Here is a 13,308-nt window from a genome sequence, read left to right as displayed (position 1 = left end):
CAGGGTCGACCGGACCTGATCTCAGGGCTTCTGACGCGGCGTCAAGCCTCGAACGAGGTAGTAGACACTGCAGGCGCAGGGAACAGTCAGCGTCGCCCACGAGAGCGGCCACCAGATGCCGCCTTCGCCGATCAAGGCAGCCAGCAGACCGAACAGCGTCACGAGCGCCAGCAGCGCCGGAATCGTCCAGGGCGTCGGCTTCGGCGTCATCGGGCGAACCCTGTCGAGGTTGCCCGCATGTCGGCTGCGGCCGTGTGCCGTGTCCGCCATCTCGCGAGCCAGAGATAGAGGCCGCTGACCAGCACGATGATGGTGACGATATCGAGCACCGCCCAGATGACCTTCAGCGGCAGCCCGCCGTAATCGCCGAAATGCAGCGGCTGCGAGACGAACAGCGCCGTTGCGTACCACGGCATGTCGCGCACGGCGACGACCTCGCCGGTCGCGGCATCGATGACGGCCGGCTTGAGGATGCGGCTCGTCAGCGGCGTATCGCCGGCCAGGAATGTGGCGTAGTGACCGGGCGTGGCGAACGGGCTGCCCGGAAAGGCGAGCGTCGTGACGGTCATTCCCGGAACCGCCGCGCGCACCCTGGCGAGCACGAGGTCGACCGGAGCCCTGTCATTGCCTTGCGGCTTGCCCCGGCTTTGCGCCGCCATCTCCATCAGCTGGTTCGACTGCCACATCAGCTCGATCGGCGCCGCCAGCGTGTTGATCACGCCGGTCAGCGAAACGATGCCGAACCAGGCCAGCGTGATGATGCCGAGCAGATTGTGCAGGTCGAGCCAGCGCAGCCGGCTGCTGTGCTGCTTGCGCACCTCGCCGAACCTGAGGTGGCGGGCGAACGGACCGTACAGCACCATGCCGGAGACGATCGCGACGACCAGCAGCAGTCCCATGCCGCCGAGGAAAAGCGTGCCCTTGATGCCGGCGAACAAATCGGCATGAAGCCGCAGCATGACGTAGATGAAGCCCTCATTGGGCTGATCGACCGCGAGCGCCTTGCCGGTCCTGATATCGAAGACCTTGTAGAAGAAGCTGTCGGGCGCAGACGTCATCTCGGCGGCCGTCGGGATCTTCACGATCGGCTTCTCGCGATCGTAGAACAGGTAGGGTACGACCTCGCCCGGACGCTCGGCCAGCGCCTGAGCGATCATGGTGTCGACGGAAGCACGGATGCCGGGCTGGTCGACCTGCTCGAGCGCAGGGTTCGGCCCCAGCTCTTCACGGAAGATGAGCGGCAGTCCGGTGAGACACAGGAGCAGCGCAAAGACCGTGCAGATCAGGCTGCTCCATTTGTGAATCCAGGACCACCAACGCAGCCGTCTCGCTGTCATGGCCGGCACGACATCATCAGATCACCACCTGTAGCGCAGGCCCGCCAGCGCGAGGCGGCCGTTTCCGAACTGGCAGTAGAAATTGGAGCTGCAGCTGGTGTAGTAGCTCTTGTCGAACAGGTTGGTGACGTTGAGCGTGAGCTCCGCGCCCTTCCAGGCGCGCACGAGATTGACGAGGTCGTAGCGCGCCGCGGCGTCGAACACGACGTAGCCCGGCGACACCAGGCTGTTGATGTCGTCGCCATAGGAGGGCCCGACCGAGCGCACGCCGCCGCCAACGGTCAGGCCTGCGAGGCCGCCGGTCAGGAAGCTGTAGTTGGCCCAGAGCGATTCGAAATGGGTCGGCACCGCCTGCGGGCGCTTGCCGATCGCCGTGAGATCGGTTGATTTCGTGACCTTGGTATCGAGGAAGGTCGAGGCCGCGACGATCTCGATGTTCTCCGTCAGCTTGCCGCGCGCTTCCAGCTCGATGCCGCGCGAGCGGATCTCGCCTTGCTGGACGCTGAAACCCGGCACGGCGGACGGCGTCAGCGTGTTCTGCTGGCGCAGATCGAATATGGCGGCCGTGAACAGCATGTCGGCGAAGGCCGGCTTGTACTTCAGGCCGCCTTCGTACTGCTCGCCGGTCGTGGGCACGAAGGGCAGGCCGTTGCTGCCGACCCCGATGGTCGGCTCGAACGACGTCGAATAGCTGACATAGGGGGCAAGACCGTTGTCGAACAGATAGAGCAGGCCGGCGCGATAGGTCTGCTTGTCGCTCTCCTGCGACGTCCTGGTCGACGAGATCCGGTTGTCGTTGTTCTGCTCGGTCCAGTCGTGCCTTGTGCCCAGCGTCAGGCGGAAGCCGCCGAGCTTCATCTGGTCCTGGACGTAGAGTCCGGTCTGCGACAGCGACTGGTCGTTGTTGATGAACGGGAACAGCGTTCCCACCGGCTGGTAGTAGGCGGGGTTCACGACATCGAGCGAGGTCGCACCGCCGAATTGGTAGATCCACGAACTGTGCGAATTCTGCTGGTCCCAGCCGGCGAGCACGGTGTGCTCGACGGCCGACGTCCTGAAGTCGAAGCGCAGGCGGTTGTCGGCGGTAATGCCGTCGGCGCTCTCGATCGACCGGATCGCCGCGCGCGGAATCGTGCCGGAAGCGGTCAGCGGGCCCGCCATCTGCAGCGACTGGAAATCGGTGTCGACCTTGGAGTATCGCAGCGCCGAATGGAAGCTCACGATGTCGTTCAGGCGGCGATCGAACACATATCCGACGCCGGATTGCTCGCGCTCGAAGCGGTCGAAGCCGGGATCGCCGATGTTCAGGTTGCGATTGAGATACGGCCGGTACGCGGCCGGCGCCAGCGATTGCGGATAGAGCGAGTTGAAGTAGCCGCCCTTCGGGTCACGCTGGTAGAAGCCCGAGACGGTGAGCTGGGTGTCCGAATCCGGCCGCCAGGTGATCGCCGGCGCGACGCCGAAGCGCTGCTCGTCCACGCCGTCGTAGCGCGTGCCGGACATCCGGCCGATCGCACTGATGCTGTAGAGCCATTGATGCGCGGCATCCAATGCGCCCTGACTGGTGATGCCGCCCTGGACGCGGCCGTGGCTGCCGCCTTCGATGCGCGCTTCGTTATAGGGAATGTCGCTCGGCTGGCGGCTGACCAGATTGACGAGGCCGCCCGGGCTGATCTGTCCGTACAGGACGGCCGAAGGTCCCTTGATGACCTCGATTCGATCGAGCAGGAACGCGTCGATCGACGTGACCGCGAAAGCTTGGCCGCGCGGCAGCTTCAATCCGTCGAGGAAGCTGACGAAGTTGGTGGAGGTGCCGAAGCCGCCGATGCCGCGCAGGAAGACGCTGTCATAGCGGGTGGTCGCGTCGCGTTCGGAAAGGACACCTGCGGTGTACTGCAGGGCATTGCCGACGGTCTGCGGGTTCTGTGCATCAATCTGCCGGCGCGTCACCGTGGTGACGGATTGCGGCGTTTCAAGCACGGGCGTGGACGTCTTCGTCGCCGTCGACTGGCTGGTCGCAGCCATCTGGTCGCGGGTGTCCTGCCGTGCCGTCGCCGATGCAGCCGCGGCTGGCGTGGCCGTCGCTGGCGCGTCGGAGTTCGTCCTCGACCGGTTGCTGCGCCGCGTCGCGCCCTGCTGACGCGGCGATGCCACGTTGCGGGCCGACCGCTGCGCCTGCGGTGCGTCCACCGTCACCGGCGGCAGCGCGGAGTTCTGCGCAAACGTCGGCCCGTCCAGCGCAAGAAAAGCAGTCGAGCCAAGCAAAAGCGCCGCACCTCGCAGAACCCGCTGCGATCCCCCGGTCATTCCCATCGTCAAAACCCCACCCAAATCCGACGGACAGGGTTAAAACAAAACGGGACGATAGTGTCCAGTTATGCGGTTGGCCTTTTCGAGTATTTAGAACTATTAAAAGTCTAGAAGAGCGATTCCGGATCGCACAGGGGAAGGCATGAAGCAGGCAGTCAAGACCGCCAAGCGCACGAAGAGGCGCATCGGCGCAAGCCGTGGCGGGCGACCGACCAAGGCAGAGGCGCAGGCGATCGAGGACCGGATCCTGGCGGTGGCCGCGGATTTGTTCGCACGGGATGGCTACGCCGCGACGTCCATGGAGCGAGTCGTCTCGGAATGCGGCGCCGGCAAGGACACGATTTATCGGCGCTATCCGTCGAAGCGCGCAATTTTCGATGCAGTCCTCGAGCGAAGCCGCCGGCGCATCATGGCGCGTCTCGGCGACCTTCAGGTGAGACAATCGAGCCAGGACAGCCTGGCGCAGCTCAAGGAACTGACGAGCCTCCTGCTCGACATCAATCTCGATCCGGAGCTGGTTGCCTTCAAGAGGATCGCCGCCAGCGAAAGCCTGGTTGCCGCCGGCAGTCATGCCGAGCCGGAGCCGGATGCCATCATGTCTCTGCTGCGAACGTCGGTGATGAAGGCGCAGGCGGATCGGCACATCGTTACGGGCGATGTCAATTTCCTGACCGACTTTCTCATCAACAGCATCATCGTCGGCCCGACCACGCTGGCGATGTTCGGATACAAGCCGCTCGCCTCGCCCAAGGAGCGGAAGCTCTACTTCGAGAAGGCGTGGAAGCTGTATCTTGGCGGCGCCGCTGGCCGGCGAGGCTAGGCCGCAAGCTCTTTTTTCTTTCCCGCGGCCGGTCGTGCACGACCTCGTTGCCGTCCTCGTCGCATCTGACTGTCCTGCGCGGCAGAGCCATCTCCATGTCTTGGCGTGGGCGCACACGGCTTCTTACTTCATCTCGCGGAGAAGCTTCCATGCGTCGTCCAGCAGGTCCTGAACCTGCCGTCGCTCGGCGATGCCATCCTGCGCGAACATGCCATGCTTCCGCGCATTGAAGTTTCCCTTCGGTGCACCGCAGCCTCGTCCGCCGCCGTGCATGCGGCAGCGCGTCTTGCCGCGCATTGCCGGGGCTTGGCAGGTGTGACCGCCGCGGGTGCGGGCGCCGCAACGCGGGCTTGCCCGCATCGGGCCCGTGCTTCGGGGGTGGTGACTCATGATTGGCCAGACCGCGTTGCGGCACGTTCGCCCTCAGCAGGCCTCATGGCCATCCGTACCTCCAGCGGTGCCTCCGCTGCGTCCGACTCGGGCATGATCACATTGGCATGCTGTGTCACGTTGCCGACGATCGCGCTGCCGCCGTCCTGCACCGACACGTTCTGAACGGTAATCGGCCGCTCGCCGCTGCTGCGGTGGCGGCCGAGGGCCTCCATCTGGGCCGCGAAGGTACGGGCCAGCCGGGTCAATGCGCGGGTGATGCCCTCCTGCTGTTTGAGATTTTCGGTCAGGGCGAGACGAAAGGCGGAGCGCATCGTGGCCGCGTGAACGGACACCATCTGCGCCACCAGCATGGCTTCGATCGAATCCCTCGGCGCGATGCTCTTCATCATCGAGATCATGAAGGCGAGATTGGCCTCGTCTGGCTTCTGGCAGATCATGCTGGCCTTCATCAGTTGCTTGAGGAGGCCGTGCAGTGCGTCGAGGTCGGCGGCTCCGAGCGCGTCGGCCAGCAGGCGCTCGCCGGCCCGCGCGTCGGGATGCTGGATCACGATGCGCCGTCGGGTGAGCTTGATCCGCGGGCTCGGCCGGTTGCGATCGTGTGCTGCGGCGGGCGCCAGGCTGTTGCTGAGTGGAGCGTTCGTCATGTCGGTGTGTCCCTGATTGGCGCAGGCGCGAGGGCTCGCTGTGCGCGAGGCCGGTCGCGCGCTCGTTGCGCGAGATTGCGATTCTGGAATGTCGATGAGGGGCTTACGCGGATCCGCCTCGTGGCGCCCAAGAGCGGGGCGACGTGGATACCGGCGGATGTCGCGATGATGCCATTCTGCCAGTGTTTTGCCCGACGAGTCAAAGGGCGATTCGTGGGATCCGAAATCGTGTGCCTGCCGTAAGTGCTTGTTTCGACTGGGGCCGTCTACTGTGCATGGGGTTGTTTTCGCATTTTTTGTTTGGAAGCGGCGCGCACGTGCCGTGCGGCGGAATGCCGGCGTCCGAACGCGATTGCGAAATCCGGCGTGGCCGCTATTCATGATCTTCGAATGCGTCGCATGAACAAACATGCACAAGCGGCGCTGAGAGGTCTGGGAGAGAACGAATGCAAAGAATGGCCCGCCTGCTGGCAGTCATCGCCGGATTGTGCGCCTCTGCGCTGTCGACGCAGGCGCTGGCGCAGAAATATCCGGCGCGGCCGGTGAAGGTCATGGTCGGCTTCAGCGCCGGCGGGCCGGTCGACGTCGTCGCGCGCATCATCGGCGATCGCTTGAGCAACAAGCTCGGGCAGCCCTTCGTGGTGGAGAACCGCGCCGGCGCCAACGGCATGATCGCCGCCGAGATCGTCGCGCGTGCGGACGCGGACGGCTACACGATGCTCGCCTGCAATTCGTCCACGATCACGCTCAACAAGACGCTGTTCAAGGAGATCCGCTACGATCCGGAGAAGGACTTCGCGCCGCTCACCACCGTCGTCTCGGCGCCGCTCGTGCTCGTGGTCAATCCCGAGAATCCCAAGACGGCCAACATCAAGACGGTGGCCGATCTCGTCGCCGCGGCGAAGGCCGCTCCCGGCGCGCTCGCTTACGGCTCAGGCGGCAACGGCAACCTCGCCCATCTCGCCATGGAGCTGCTCAGCCAGAAGGCCGGCATCAAGATGATTCACGTGCCGTACCGTGGCGGTTCGGCCGCCGAGGTCGGCATCCTCGCGCAGGAGGTGCTGGCGGTGTTCGATCCGCTCTCCGCGGTGCCGCTGGTGAAGGCCGGCAAGCTGCGCGCGCTCGCGGTGTCCTCGGCCGAGCGGCTGCCCGCGCTGCCCGATGTGCCGACCGTCGCGGAAGCCGGCTATCCCGGCTTCGACATTTCGTTCTGGGTCGGCTTCTTCATGCCGAAGGCGACGCCCGCGCCGATCCTGGAGACCCTGCACCGCGAGATTGTCGCTGCCGCCAAGGATCGGGCGGCCGAAGAGAAGCTCGGCTCGCAGGGCGTCGTCAGCGTGCTCAGCCCGGCCGACTACGCCGCCAAGATCGCCAAGGAGACGAAGGAGCTCGCCGAGGTCGTCGCCGCCGCGAACATCAAGGCGGAATAGAACGCGAGACACAGGCGGCGCGGCGGCTAGCCGCTGCCGCCCTCGACCAGCCGCGCCAGCCGCTCCAGCAGCGGGCGCTGGCCTGCGTTGATCTTCCGGGCCGCCTCGTCCAGGGCGAAGAATTCAGCGCGATCGATCTCGGGAAAGCTTTGCCACTTGCCGCTGCGCGGCGGCCACTCGAGCTCGAACGTGTTGCTCTGGATGTTGCGCGTGTCGATGTCGAGCTCGATGGCAAAGGCGGTGACGGTCTTGCCGCCGCGCTGCTTGACGTCGCCCAGTGCCGTCAGCGGTCCCGTCACCTCGAAGCCAAGCTCCTCGGCGAATTCGCGCCGCGCTTCGGCTTCGGGGTCTTGCCCGTCTTCATATTCGCCCTTCGGGATCGACCAGGCGCCAAGGTCCTTGTTGCGCCAGAACGGCCCGCCGGGATGAACGAGCAGGACCTCGATATCGGGCCTCATCCGATAGAGCAGTATTCCGGCACTCTTACGTGGCATCGCAGGTTTCCGTGCCGGCGTGTCGGGACAACTGAACTTGGTGCCTCAACACGGGTGGGTAGCCAACGCTTGAACCGACACGAGGAAGTAAACCATAACGGCGCGTGATCGAGGAGATCGACTAGAGCAGCGTGATCGGAGCCGCTCGACGCCGCGGCTCCGAACGCGCTATCCCGACGGCCGCTCGCGCGATGCGAAGCGAACGGCACGGGCCTTCGCGCTCTTTCCAGCCGCACGCGCTGCAATCATGCTGCGCGCCTTGCCGTGAGCCGAAGCGCTCCTCTGCGAGGAGTTTGCAAATCGCTTGCGTGCGCGGTTCGTCGTCAGGCGTGCGGCAAGTTGTTCGGCCTTGCGAATGATGGTCGTGACCGAGGGCGTCAGGTTCACCGGCACCCAGGCGACGTCCTTCGTCTTCGACAGGCTGCCGATGCCTTCACACGGCGCTTCGCGCGGCAGGTCGATCCTGATCGCCAGAGCCTCCGACCGTTCGATCCAGTCTTCTGCCTTGGTGCCGGTGATGATGCGGACATAGTCGCGCGTCTCGCGCGGCAGCTCGCTCTCCCTGGCCAGCCATTTCTGGATGCGGCCCGGACCTGCGTTATAGGCCGCCGCGGCAAGTCCCAGATTGCCGAAATCGTCGCGGAGCTTTCGCAGGAATTTCGCCGATGCCGGCAGCGCCTTCATGGGATCGAAGGGATCGTCGAGCCCGACCTCGGCCGCCGTTCCCGGCATGAATTGCGCAACGCCTTGTGCGCCGGCGTGGCTGACCTCATCGGGCTTGAAGCGGCTCTCTTGCCAGATCAGGCGCGCGAAGAACGGCACCGGAATGCCGCTGGCCTCGGCGGCCGCGCGAAGCGCATGGCAGAATTGGTCGGTCGGTGAAACCGGCGCAGGTGCAACAGGTTCGATTTCGCGCGGCGGCTCGATTGTTTCCTCATGTGCCGCGCGGGCGTTGGCGACCTCGATGGCCTGCACGCTGGCAAGGAAGAGTTCGACCACTGGAACAAGTGGCGAGGCATGATTGTTCTGAAGAACGGCGGTGTCGAAAGATGATGTTTGCCGGGACGCCGACGGATCGAGGTCGCACATCAGAAGCAGGAACGCGGCGCAAGCCGCGACGACAAATCGCATTTGCTGGGGCAACCTCGAACTGTGGGATGAACGGCCAGCGATGCGCCGGCGATAGGAAGTTCTTAACCTTCCGATTGCGGCAAAGCTGCGATCTCGCCGGTTCCTTCGGTGTTATTACGGTGTTCCCGAACAGAAACCGTCCGCGGCTTTGCGGATCATTACTTGCGGCGATCGGTGAATGGGACGAGCGCTTATGAAGCGATGGATGCTTGGCCCCGTGATGTCGCTGTGCAAACGAGCCGGCGCGGCGAGAGCTTGCGCGCATCGTTCGCATCGAGATCGACAAGACGCACGCGAGGCTGAAAGCATGCGAGGACTCTGGTCGCGTTCAATTGGAGCGCGCGCGCGATCGGCGAGAACGTCAAGCGCGGTACGCCCGTCGTCTTCCTCGATCCGCCGACTGACACCTCGTCCAGGCAGCAGGGCAAGCCGGCTGCGAAGCCGTGCCTCGAACTAGTCCTTGGGGAAATCCTCGCGCATCGCGATCTCGGCGGCATCGCCGGGCGACAGCACGGTCTGATCGAAGGCCGGTTGCGGCCTCGTCATGATGTCGTAGAGCGAGATGCCCTTGATCGGCTTGCCCATGAGCTCGCGAACGCATTCGGCGAGCGTGCCGTTGTAGACGAGATAGGGCGGACCTCGGTCCTTCTGCCTCTCGCCCTTCAGCGACGGCCACTTCTTCAATTCGGCCGGCGCGTCATAGGCGATCGGCGATCCCTCTTTGAACATGGGTATGGTCCCGGCGACTTGGATTGCCGGGAATCCTAGCATCGCCGGAGTAAACACCCGTTAAAGAATTGGTTCAAATCAGCCGGCAACGAAGGCGAGCAGGGTGCCGTTGGCCTTGGCCGGCGGCACGCAGATCGCGGCGCCGCTGCGGACGGCGGCTGAACCCAGCGCCTTCTCCGTCGCCGCCAGATCGCCGCTGACGAGCACCAGCCCCGCACCTCCGCGCTCGGAGAGGCCGGTCAGCGGCACGCCGGGATAGCGTTTGCCGAGCTGGTCGAGCGTCATATAGACGAAGTCGGCGCGATCGCCGCCGGAGGGCATCGTGACCGCGCCGTCCGCCTCGATCTTCGGCTCGCGGTCGATCAGGCGGCCGAGATGCGCGGCTTCCTTCGCGGGCTCGGGCGTTGCGATCAGCGCCAGCTTGATCCGCCTCGCCGCATTGGCGTGGCTCATCAGTTCGGGAATCCACACGGTCTCGCGCGTCTTGTGCTGGCACGCGAAGATGCGCACGCCGCCGGGCGCTTCCGCGGTCGGCCACATGAAGGTTCGGAATTTCGCCGCCGAGACCGTGCCGTTCGGCAACGTCACCGGCCGCTCGAAATCGGTCGGGCCGATCGGCGCCAGGCCCCGCGCGCGAATCTCCTCGGCGCCTGCGGCGGAATCGACCGCGGTGAAGGCGATGCGCTCGATGCCCTCTCCCTGCTTGTCGAGGAACGCGCGCGCCGGAGCGTTCTGCTCGGTCGCGGCGAGCACGCCGAGCAGCTCCATATAGTCGGGGTCGAACATGATGGTGTAGTTGCCGGTGCCCATATGCGCGCTGTGGGTGCCGCGCGGCGAGACGGTGAAGCCGAGCTGCCGGTAGTTCTCGGCGGCCTTGTCGAGGTCCTTCACCATGACGACGGCGTGGTCGATACCGATGACGTTCTTGAGGGCCACTGTTCTTTCCCCGATGGCAAACTGATCTTGGGCCGCGACGGCGGCCGTCGATCCTGTCTACGCCGGTTAGGAAGGCAAGTCATTTTCAATTCAATGGGAGTTGCGGAATTTCATTCCGCGAAACGATCCCTCGAGGCAAGCCGGCGTTAGCGCGCCTGCTCGATATAGGCGGCGATGAGCGCGCGCTCCTCGCTGGTCATCTCGGTGATGTTGCCCGGCGGCATCGCATTGGACCAGGCCGCGACACGGCCGATCAGGCGGATGTTGCGATGGATGTGCTCGGGCGCGTCGAGCAGTACGCCCTTCGGCGCGGTGGCGATGCCGGCCCAGACCGGCTCGGCCGCGTGGCACATGCTGCAGCGGGACGTCACGATCTCCGCGACACTGGCGAGCGTCGGCTGTGCCTGCAATGCGCCGGTCTTGACCTCGCGCGGACCGGCGGCGGAGAGGAAGAGGATCGCGATCGCGCCGATGGCGGCCGCGCCCCACACCCACCATGGCGATTTGCGCCCCGCGTGGCGCTCGTTGAAGAAGTGGCGGATCACGGGGCCGAGCGCCAGGACGATGGCGACGATGATCCAGTTGAAACGCGTGGCGTAGAGCAGGGGATAGTGATTACTGATCATCAGCACGACCACGGGCAGCGTCAGATAGTTGTTGTGGACCGAGCGCTCCTTGCTGGCCTTGCCGAGCTTCGGATCGGGCACCTCGCCCGCGATCAGGCTGGCGACGATCTTCTTCTGGTTCGGGATGATCAGCGCGAAGACGTTGGCGACCATGATGGTGCCGATGATCGCACCGATCTGGTTGAAGGCGCCGCGGCCGCTCAGCACATGGGTGAAGGCATAGGTCAGCGCGACCAGGAACAGATAGCCGCCGATGGCGAAGGGCAGCTCACGCTGCGCCAGCCCGGTCCGGCAGGCGGCTTCATAGAGGAGCCATGCGAGCGCAAGGCTGCAGAAGCTGAACAGCCCGGCCTGGAATGGCGTGAGGTCGAGGATGGATTTGTCGACCAGGAACAGATCGGCCTCGAGATAGTACACCACCACCATCAGCGCGAATCCGGACAGCCAGGTGGTGTAGGCCTCCCATTTGAACCAGGTCAGCTCGTCCGGCATCTGGCTTGGCGCGACCAGATATTTCATGATCCGGTAGAAGCCGCCGCCATGGACCTGCCAGGCTTCGCCCTGCACGCCATCGGGCAGATCACCCGTTGGGCTGCTCCTGGGCCTGAGGCTGAGATCGAGGGCGATGAAATAGAAGGAACTGCCGATCCAGGCGATCGCCGCCACCACGTGCAGCCAGCGGAGCAGCAGGCTCGCCCATTCCGATATGACGGATCCCCACATGATCTTCCCATCAGTTGCGACGTCGATGTCGCAGACCTGATGCCTGCAACCGGCGGCCGCCGCCCCTGCAATGTGTCGCACCGATCAGCAGTGTTTTCCAGTATGATGGGCCGCGGCGGACGCCCATCGTGCGGGCACGAGCTGACGTGGGATTCGGCAGGTGCATGACCGGCAGTTGAACGTTTGCGGGTCGACGCGCATTGACGTCTGGAAGATGCAGTCCGGGAGGACGACGACGTGAAGAGCAGAAGATGGTGTGGGGCGGTCTCCGCGGGGTTGCTGGCCACAGCTGTGACCAGCGTGCAGGCCGAGCCGGTGCTGCAAGGCAAGGACGCCTACGGCGATTGGCGGGCCGACAAGCCCGGCACGGTCAGGCTGATCCGGCCGCAGGATCTGGTCAGGCCCGGCGCGACGCGGTCGGTGGCGAGCTCGTCGCGCGTGGTGCCGCGTCCGGCGGAGGCGGCGCTTCAGGTTCCGGCCGGCTTCAAGATCGAGCTCTTCGCCGAAGGCCTGCGCGCGCCCCGCATCATACGCGTGGCGCCGAATGGGGATGTGTTCGTCGCGGAGACGCGGGCCGGCAACATCCGCGTGTTGCGCGCGGGAGACGGCGGCAAGGCCGCGACCAACGAGGTGTTTGCCGGCGGACTGCGGCAGCCGTTCGGCATCGCGTTCTTTCCGAACGGTGACAATCCGCAATGGGTCTACATCGCCAACACCGACAGCGTCGTCCGCTTTCCCTACCAGGCCGGCGATCTCAAGGCGCGCGGCAAGGCGGAGACAATCGTGGCAAGCCTGCCGCATGACGGCGGCCATTCCACCCGCGACATCGTCTTCACGCCCGACAACAAGCGCATGCTGGTCTCGGTCGGCTCGCTCAGCAACGTCGCCGAAGGCATGGGCACGCCGCCGGGCGGGATGGATGCGTGGTCGAAGACGCAGCCGCTTGGCGCGGCCTGGGCCAGCGAGACCGAGCGCGCCACCGTGCTCGCCTTCACTCCCGATGGCAAGGAGCGGAAGATCTACGCCACCGGGCTCCGCAATTGCGTCGGCCTCGCGATCCAGCCGCAGACCGGTGTGCCCTGGTGCTCGATCAACGAGCGCGATGGCCTCGGCGACGATCTTGTGCCCGACTACGTGACCAGCGTGAAGGAAGGCGCGTTCTACGGCTGGCCGTGGTTCTACATCGGCAGCAACGAAGACCCGCGCCACGCCGGCGCACGGCCGGATATCAAGGACAGGGTGACGGTGCCGGATGTGCTGATCCAGCCGCACTCGGCCTCGCTCGGGATGACCTTCTACCAGGGCACGCAGTTTCCGAGTGAATATCAAGGCGACGCCTTCGCCGCCGAGCACGGCTCCTGGAACAGATCGAAGCGCACCGGCTACAAGGTGATCCGCATCAGGATGAAGGATGGCAAGGCGACAGGCGAGTACGAGGATTTCGTCACAGGCTTCGTGGCGAGCGACACCGAAGTGTGGGGCAGGCCGGTCGGCGTCGCCGTTGCGAAGGATGGATCGCTGCTGGTTTCGGAGGACGGCAACGGCACGATCTGGCGGGTGACAAGCGCGCCGCGGTGACGGTGAACCCTCGCCCCTTGTGGGAGAGGGTGGCTTCGCGGCAGCGAAGCCGGGTGAGGGGTCTCTCTCCGCGAGTCCAACTCTCGTTGAGTGTGCCGAGGCAGACCCCTCATCCGGCGCTTCGCGCCACCTTCTCCCACAAGGGGAGAAGGGAAGG

General features: G+C 65.2%; 13 protein-coding genes. 3 read left to right on the top strand and 10 right to left on the bottom strand.

What is annotated here, in order from left to right; genetic code table 11:
• Positions 1-21: 21 nt before the first annotated feature.
• Genes AX729_RS36180 through AX729_RS36170 form a run of 3 tightly spaced genes read right to left on the bottom strand, consistent with a single transcriptional unit; the run spans position 22 to position 3,644 of the window.
• Positions 22-210 (bottom strand): hypothetical protein, encoded by a 189-nt coding sequence (locus tag AX729_RS36180; RefSeq protein ID WP_061029471.1) that lies wholly within the window; start codon positions 208-210, stop codon positions 22-24.
• Positions 207-1,337, bottom strand: a complete 1,131-nt coding sequence (locus AX729_RS36175) for a PepSY-associated TM helix domain-containing protein (protein ID WP_061029468.1) — start codon at positions 1,335-1,337, stop codon at positions 207-209. Before AX729_RS36175 ends, AX729_RS36180 begins: the two co-directional genes overlap by 4 nt.
• A gap of 21 nt (positions 1,338-1,358) precedes the next feature.
• On the bottom strand, positions 1,359-3,644 hold the full coding sequence (locus AX729_RS36170; RefSeq protein ID WP_061029466.1) for a TonB-dependent siderophore receptor: 2,286 nt from the start codon (positions 3,642-3,644) through the stop codon (positions 1,359-1,361).
• A 145-nt stretch (positions 3,645-3,789) separates the two neighbouring features.
• Here AX729_RS36170 and AX729_RS36165 point away from each other — a divergent pair, with 145 nt between their 5' ends.
• Entirely contained in the window at positions 3,790-4,467 is a 678-nt protein-coding gene (locus AX729_RS36165; RefSeq protein ID WP_061029464.1) for a TetR/AcrR family transcriptional regulator, read from the top strand.
• Between the two features lie 123 nt (positions 4,468-4,590).
• Here AX729_RS36165 and AX729_RS36160 read toward each other — a convergent pair whose 3' ends face one another.
• Entirely contained in the window at positions 4,591-4,827 is a 237-nt protein-coding gene (locus AX729_RS36160; protein ID WP_283807836.1) for an HGGxSTG domain-containing protein, read from the bottom strand.
• Positions 4,828-4,853: 26 nt separating this feature from the next.
• The gene (locus AX729_RS36155) at positions 4,854-5,504 is read right to left on the bottom strand and encodes a hypothetical protein (RefSeq protein WP_061029460.1); all 651 of its coding nucleotides are present in this window, start codon (positions 5,502-5,504) and stop codon (positions 4,854-4,856) included.
• A 446-nt stretch (positions 5,505-5,950) separates the two neighbouring features.
• On the opposite strand from AX729_RS36155, the gene AX729_RS36150 reads away from it, so the two are divergent.
• Entirely contained in the window at positions 5,951-6,934 is a 984-nt protein-coding gene (locus AX729_RS36150) for a Bug family tripartite tricarboxylate transporter substrate binding protein (RefSeq protein WP_061029458.1), read from the top strand.
• Positions 6,935-6,960: 26 nt separating this feature from the next.
• On the opposite strand, the gene AX729_RS36145 is transcribed toward AX729_RS36150, so the two are convergent.
• From AX729_RS36145 to AX729_RS36125, 5 genes are all read right to left on the bottom strand, one after another.
• On the bottom strand, positions 6,961-7,428 hold the full coding sequence (locus AX729_RS36145) for an NUDIX hydrolase (RefSeq protein WP_061029457.1): 468 nt from the start codon (positions 7,426-7,428) through the stop codon (positions 6,961-6,963).
• Between the two features lie 168 nt (positions 7,429-7,596).
• Entirely contained in the window at positions 7,597-8,559 is a 963-nt protein-coding gene (locus tag AX729_RS36140; protein ID WP_061029455.1) for a lytic transglycosylase domain-containing protein, read from the bottom strand.
• Positions 8,560-9,012: 453 nt separating this feature from the next.
• Positions 9,013-9,288 (bottom strand): hypothetical protein, encoded by a 276-nt coding sequence (locus tag AX729_RS36135; RefSeq protein WP_061029454.1) that lies wholly within the window; start codon positions 9,286-9,288, stop codon positions 9,013-9,015.
• A 78-nt stretch (positions 9,289-9,366) separates the two neighbouring features.
• Positions 9,367-10,224 (bottom strand): VOC family protein, encoded by an 858-nt coding sequence (locus AX729_RS36130; protein WP_061029452.1) that lies wholly within the window; start codon positions 10,222-10,224, stop codon positions 9,367-9,369.
• Positions 10,225-10,370: 146 nt separating this feature from the next.
• Complete coding sequence (locus AX729_RS36125) at positions 10,371-11,573, bottom strand: urate hydroxylase PuuD (RefSeq protein WP_061029450.1); 1,203 nt, start codon at positions 11,571-11,573, stop codon at positions 10,371-10,373.
• A gap of 237 nt (positions 11,574-11,810) precedes the next feature.
• Between AX729_RS36125 and AX729_RS36120 the strand changes: the two genes are divergently transcribed.
• Entirely contained in the window at positions 11,811-13,151 is a 1,341-nt protein-coding gene (locus tag AX729_RS36120; protein WP_061029448.1) for a PQQ-dependent sugar dehydrogenase, read from the top strand.
• Positions 13,152-13,308 lie beyond the last annotated feature (157 nt).

Source organism: Bradyrhizobium sp. CCH5-F6 (assembly GCF_001556045.1).
Classification (GTDB): domain Bacteria; phylum Pseudomonadota; class Alphaproteobacteria; order Rhizobiales; family Xanthobacteraceae; genus Bradyrhizobium.
Note: the sequence above shows the minus strand (reverse complement) of the source record. Positions and strands in the feature narration are given on the sequence as shown.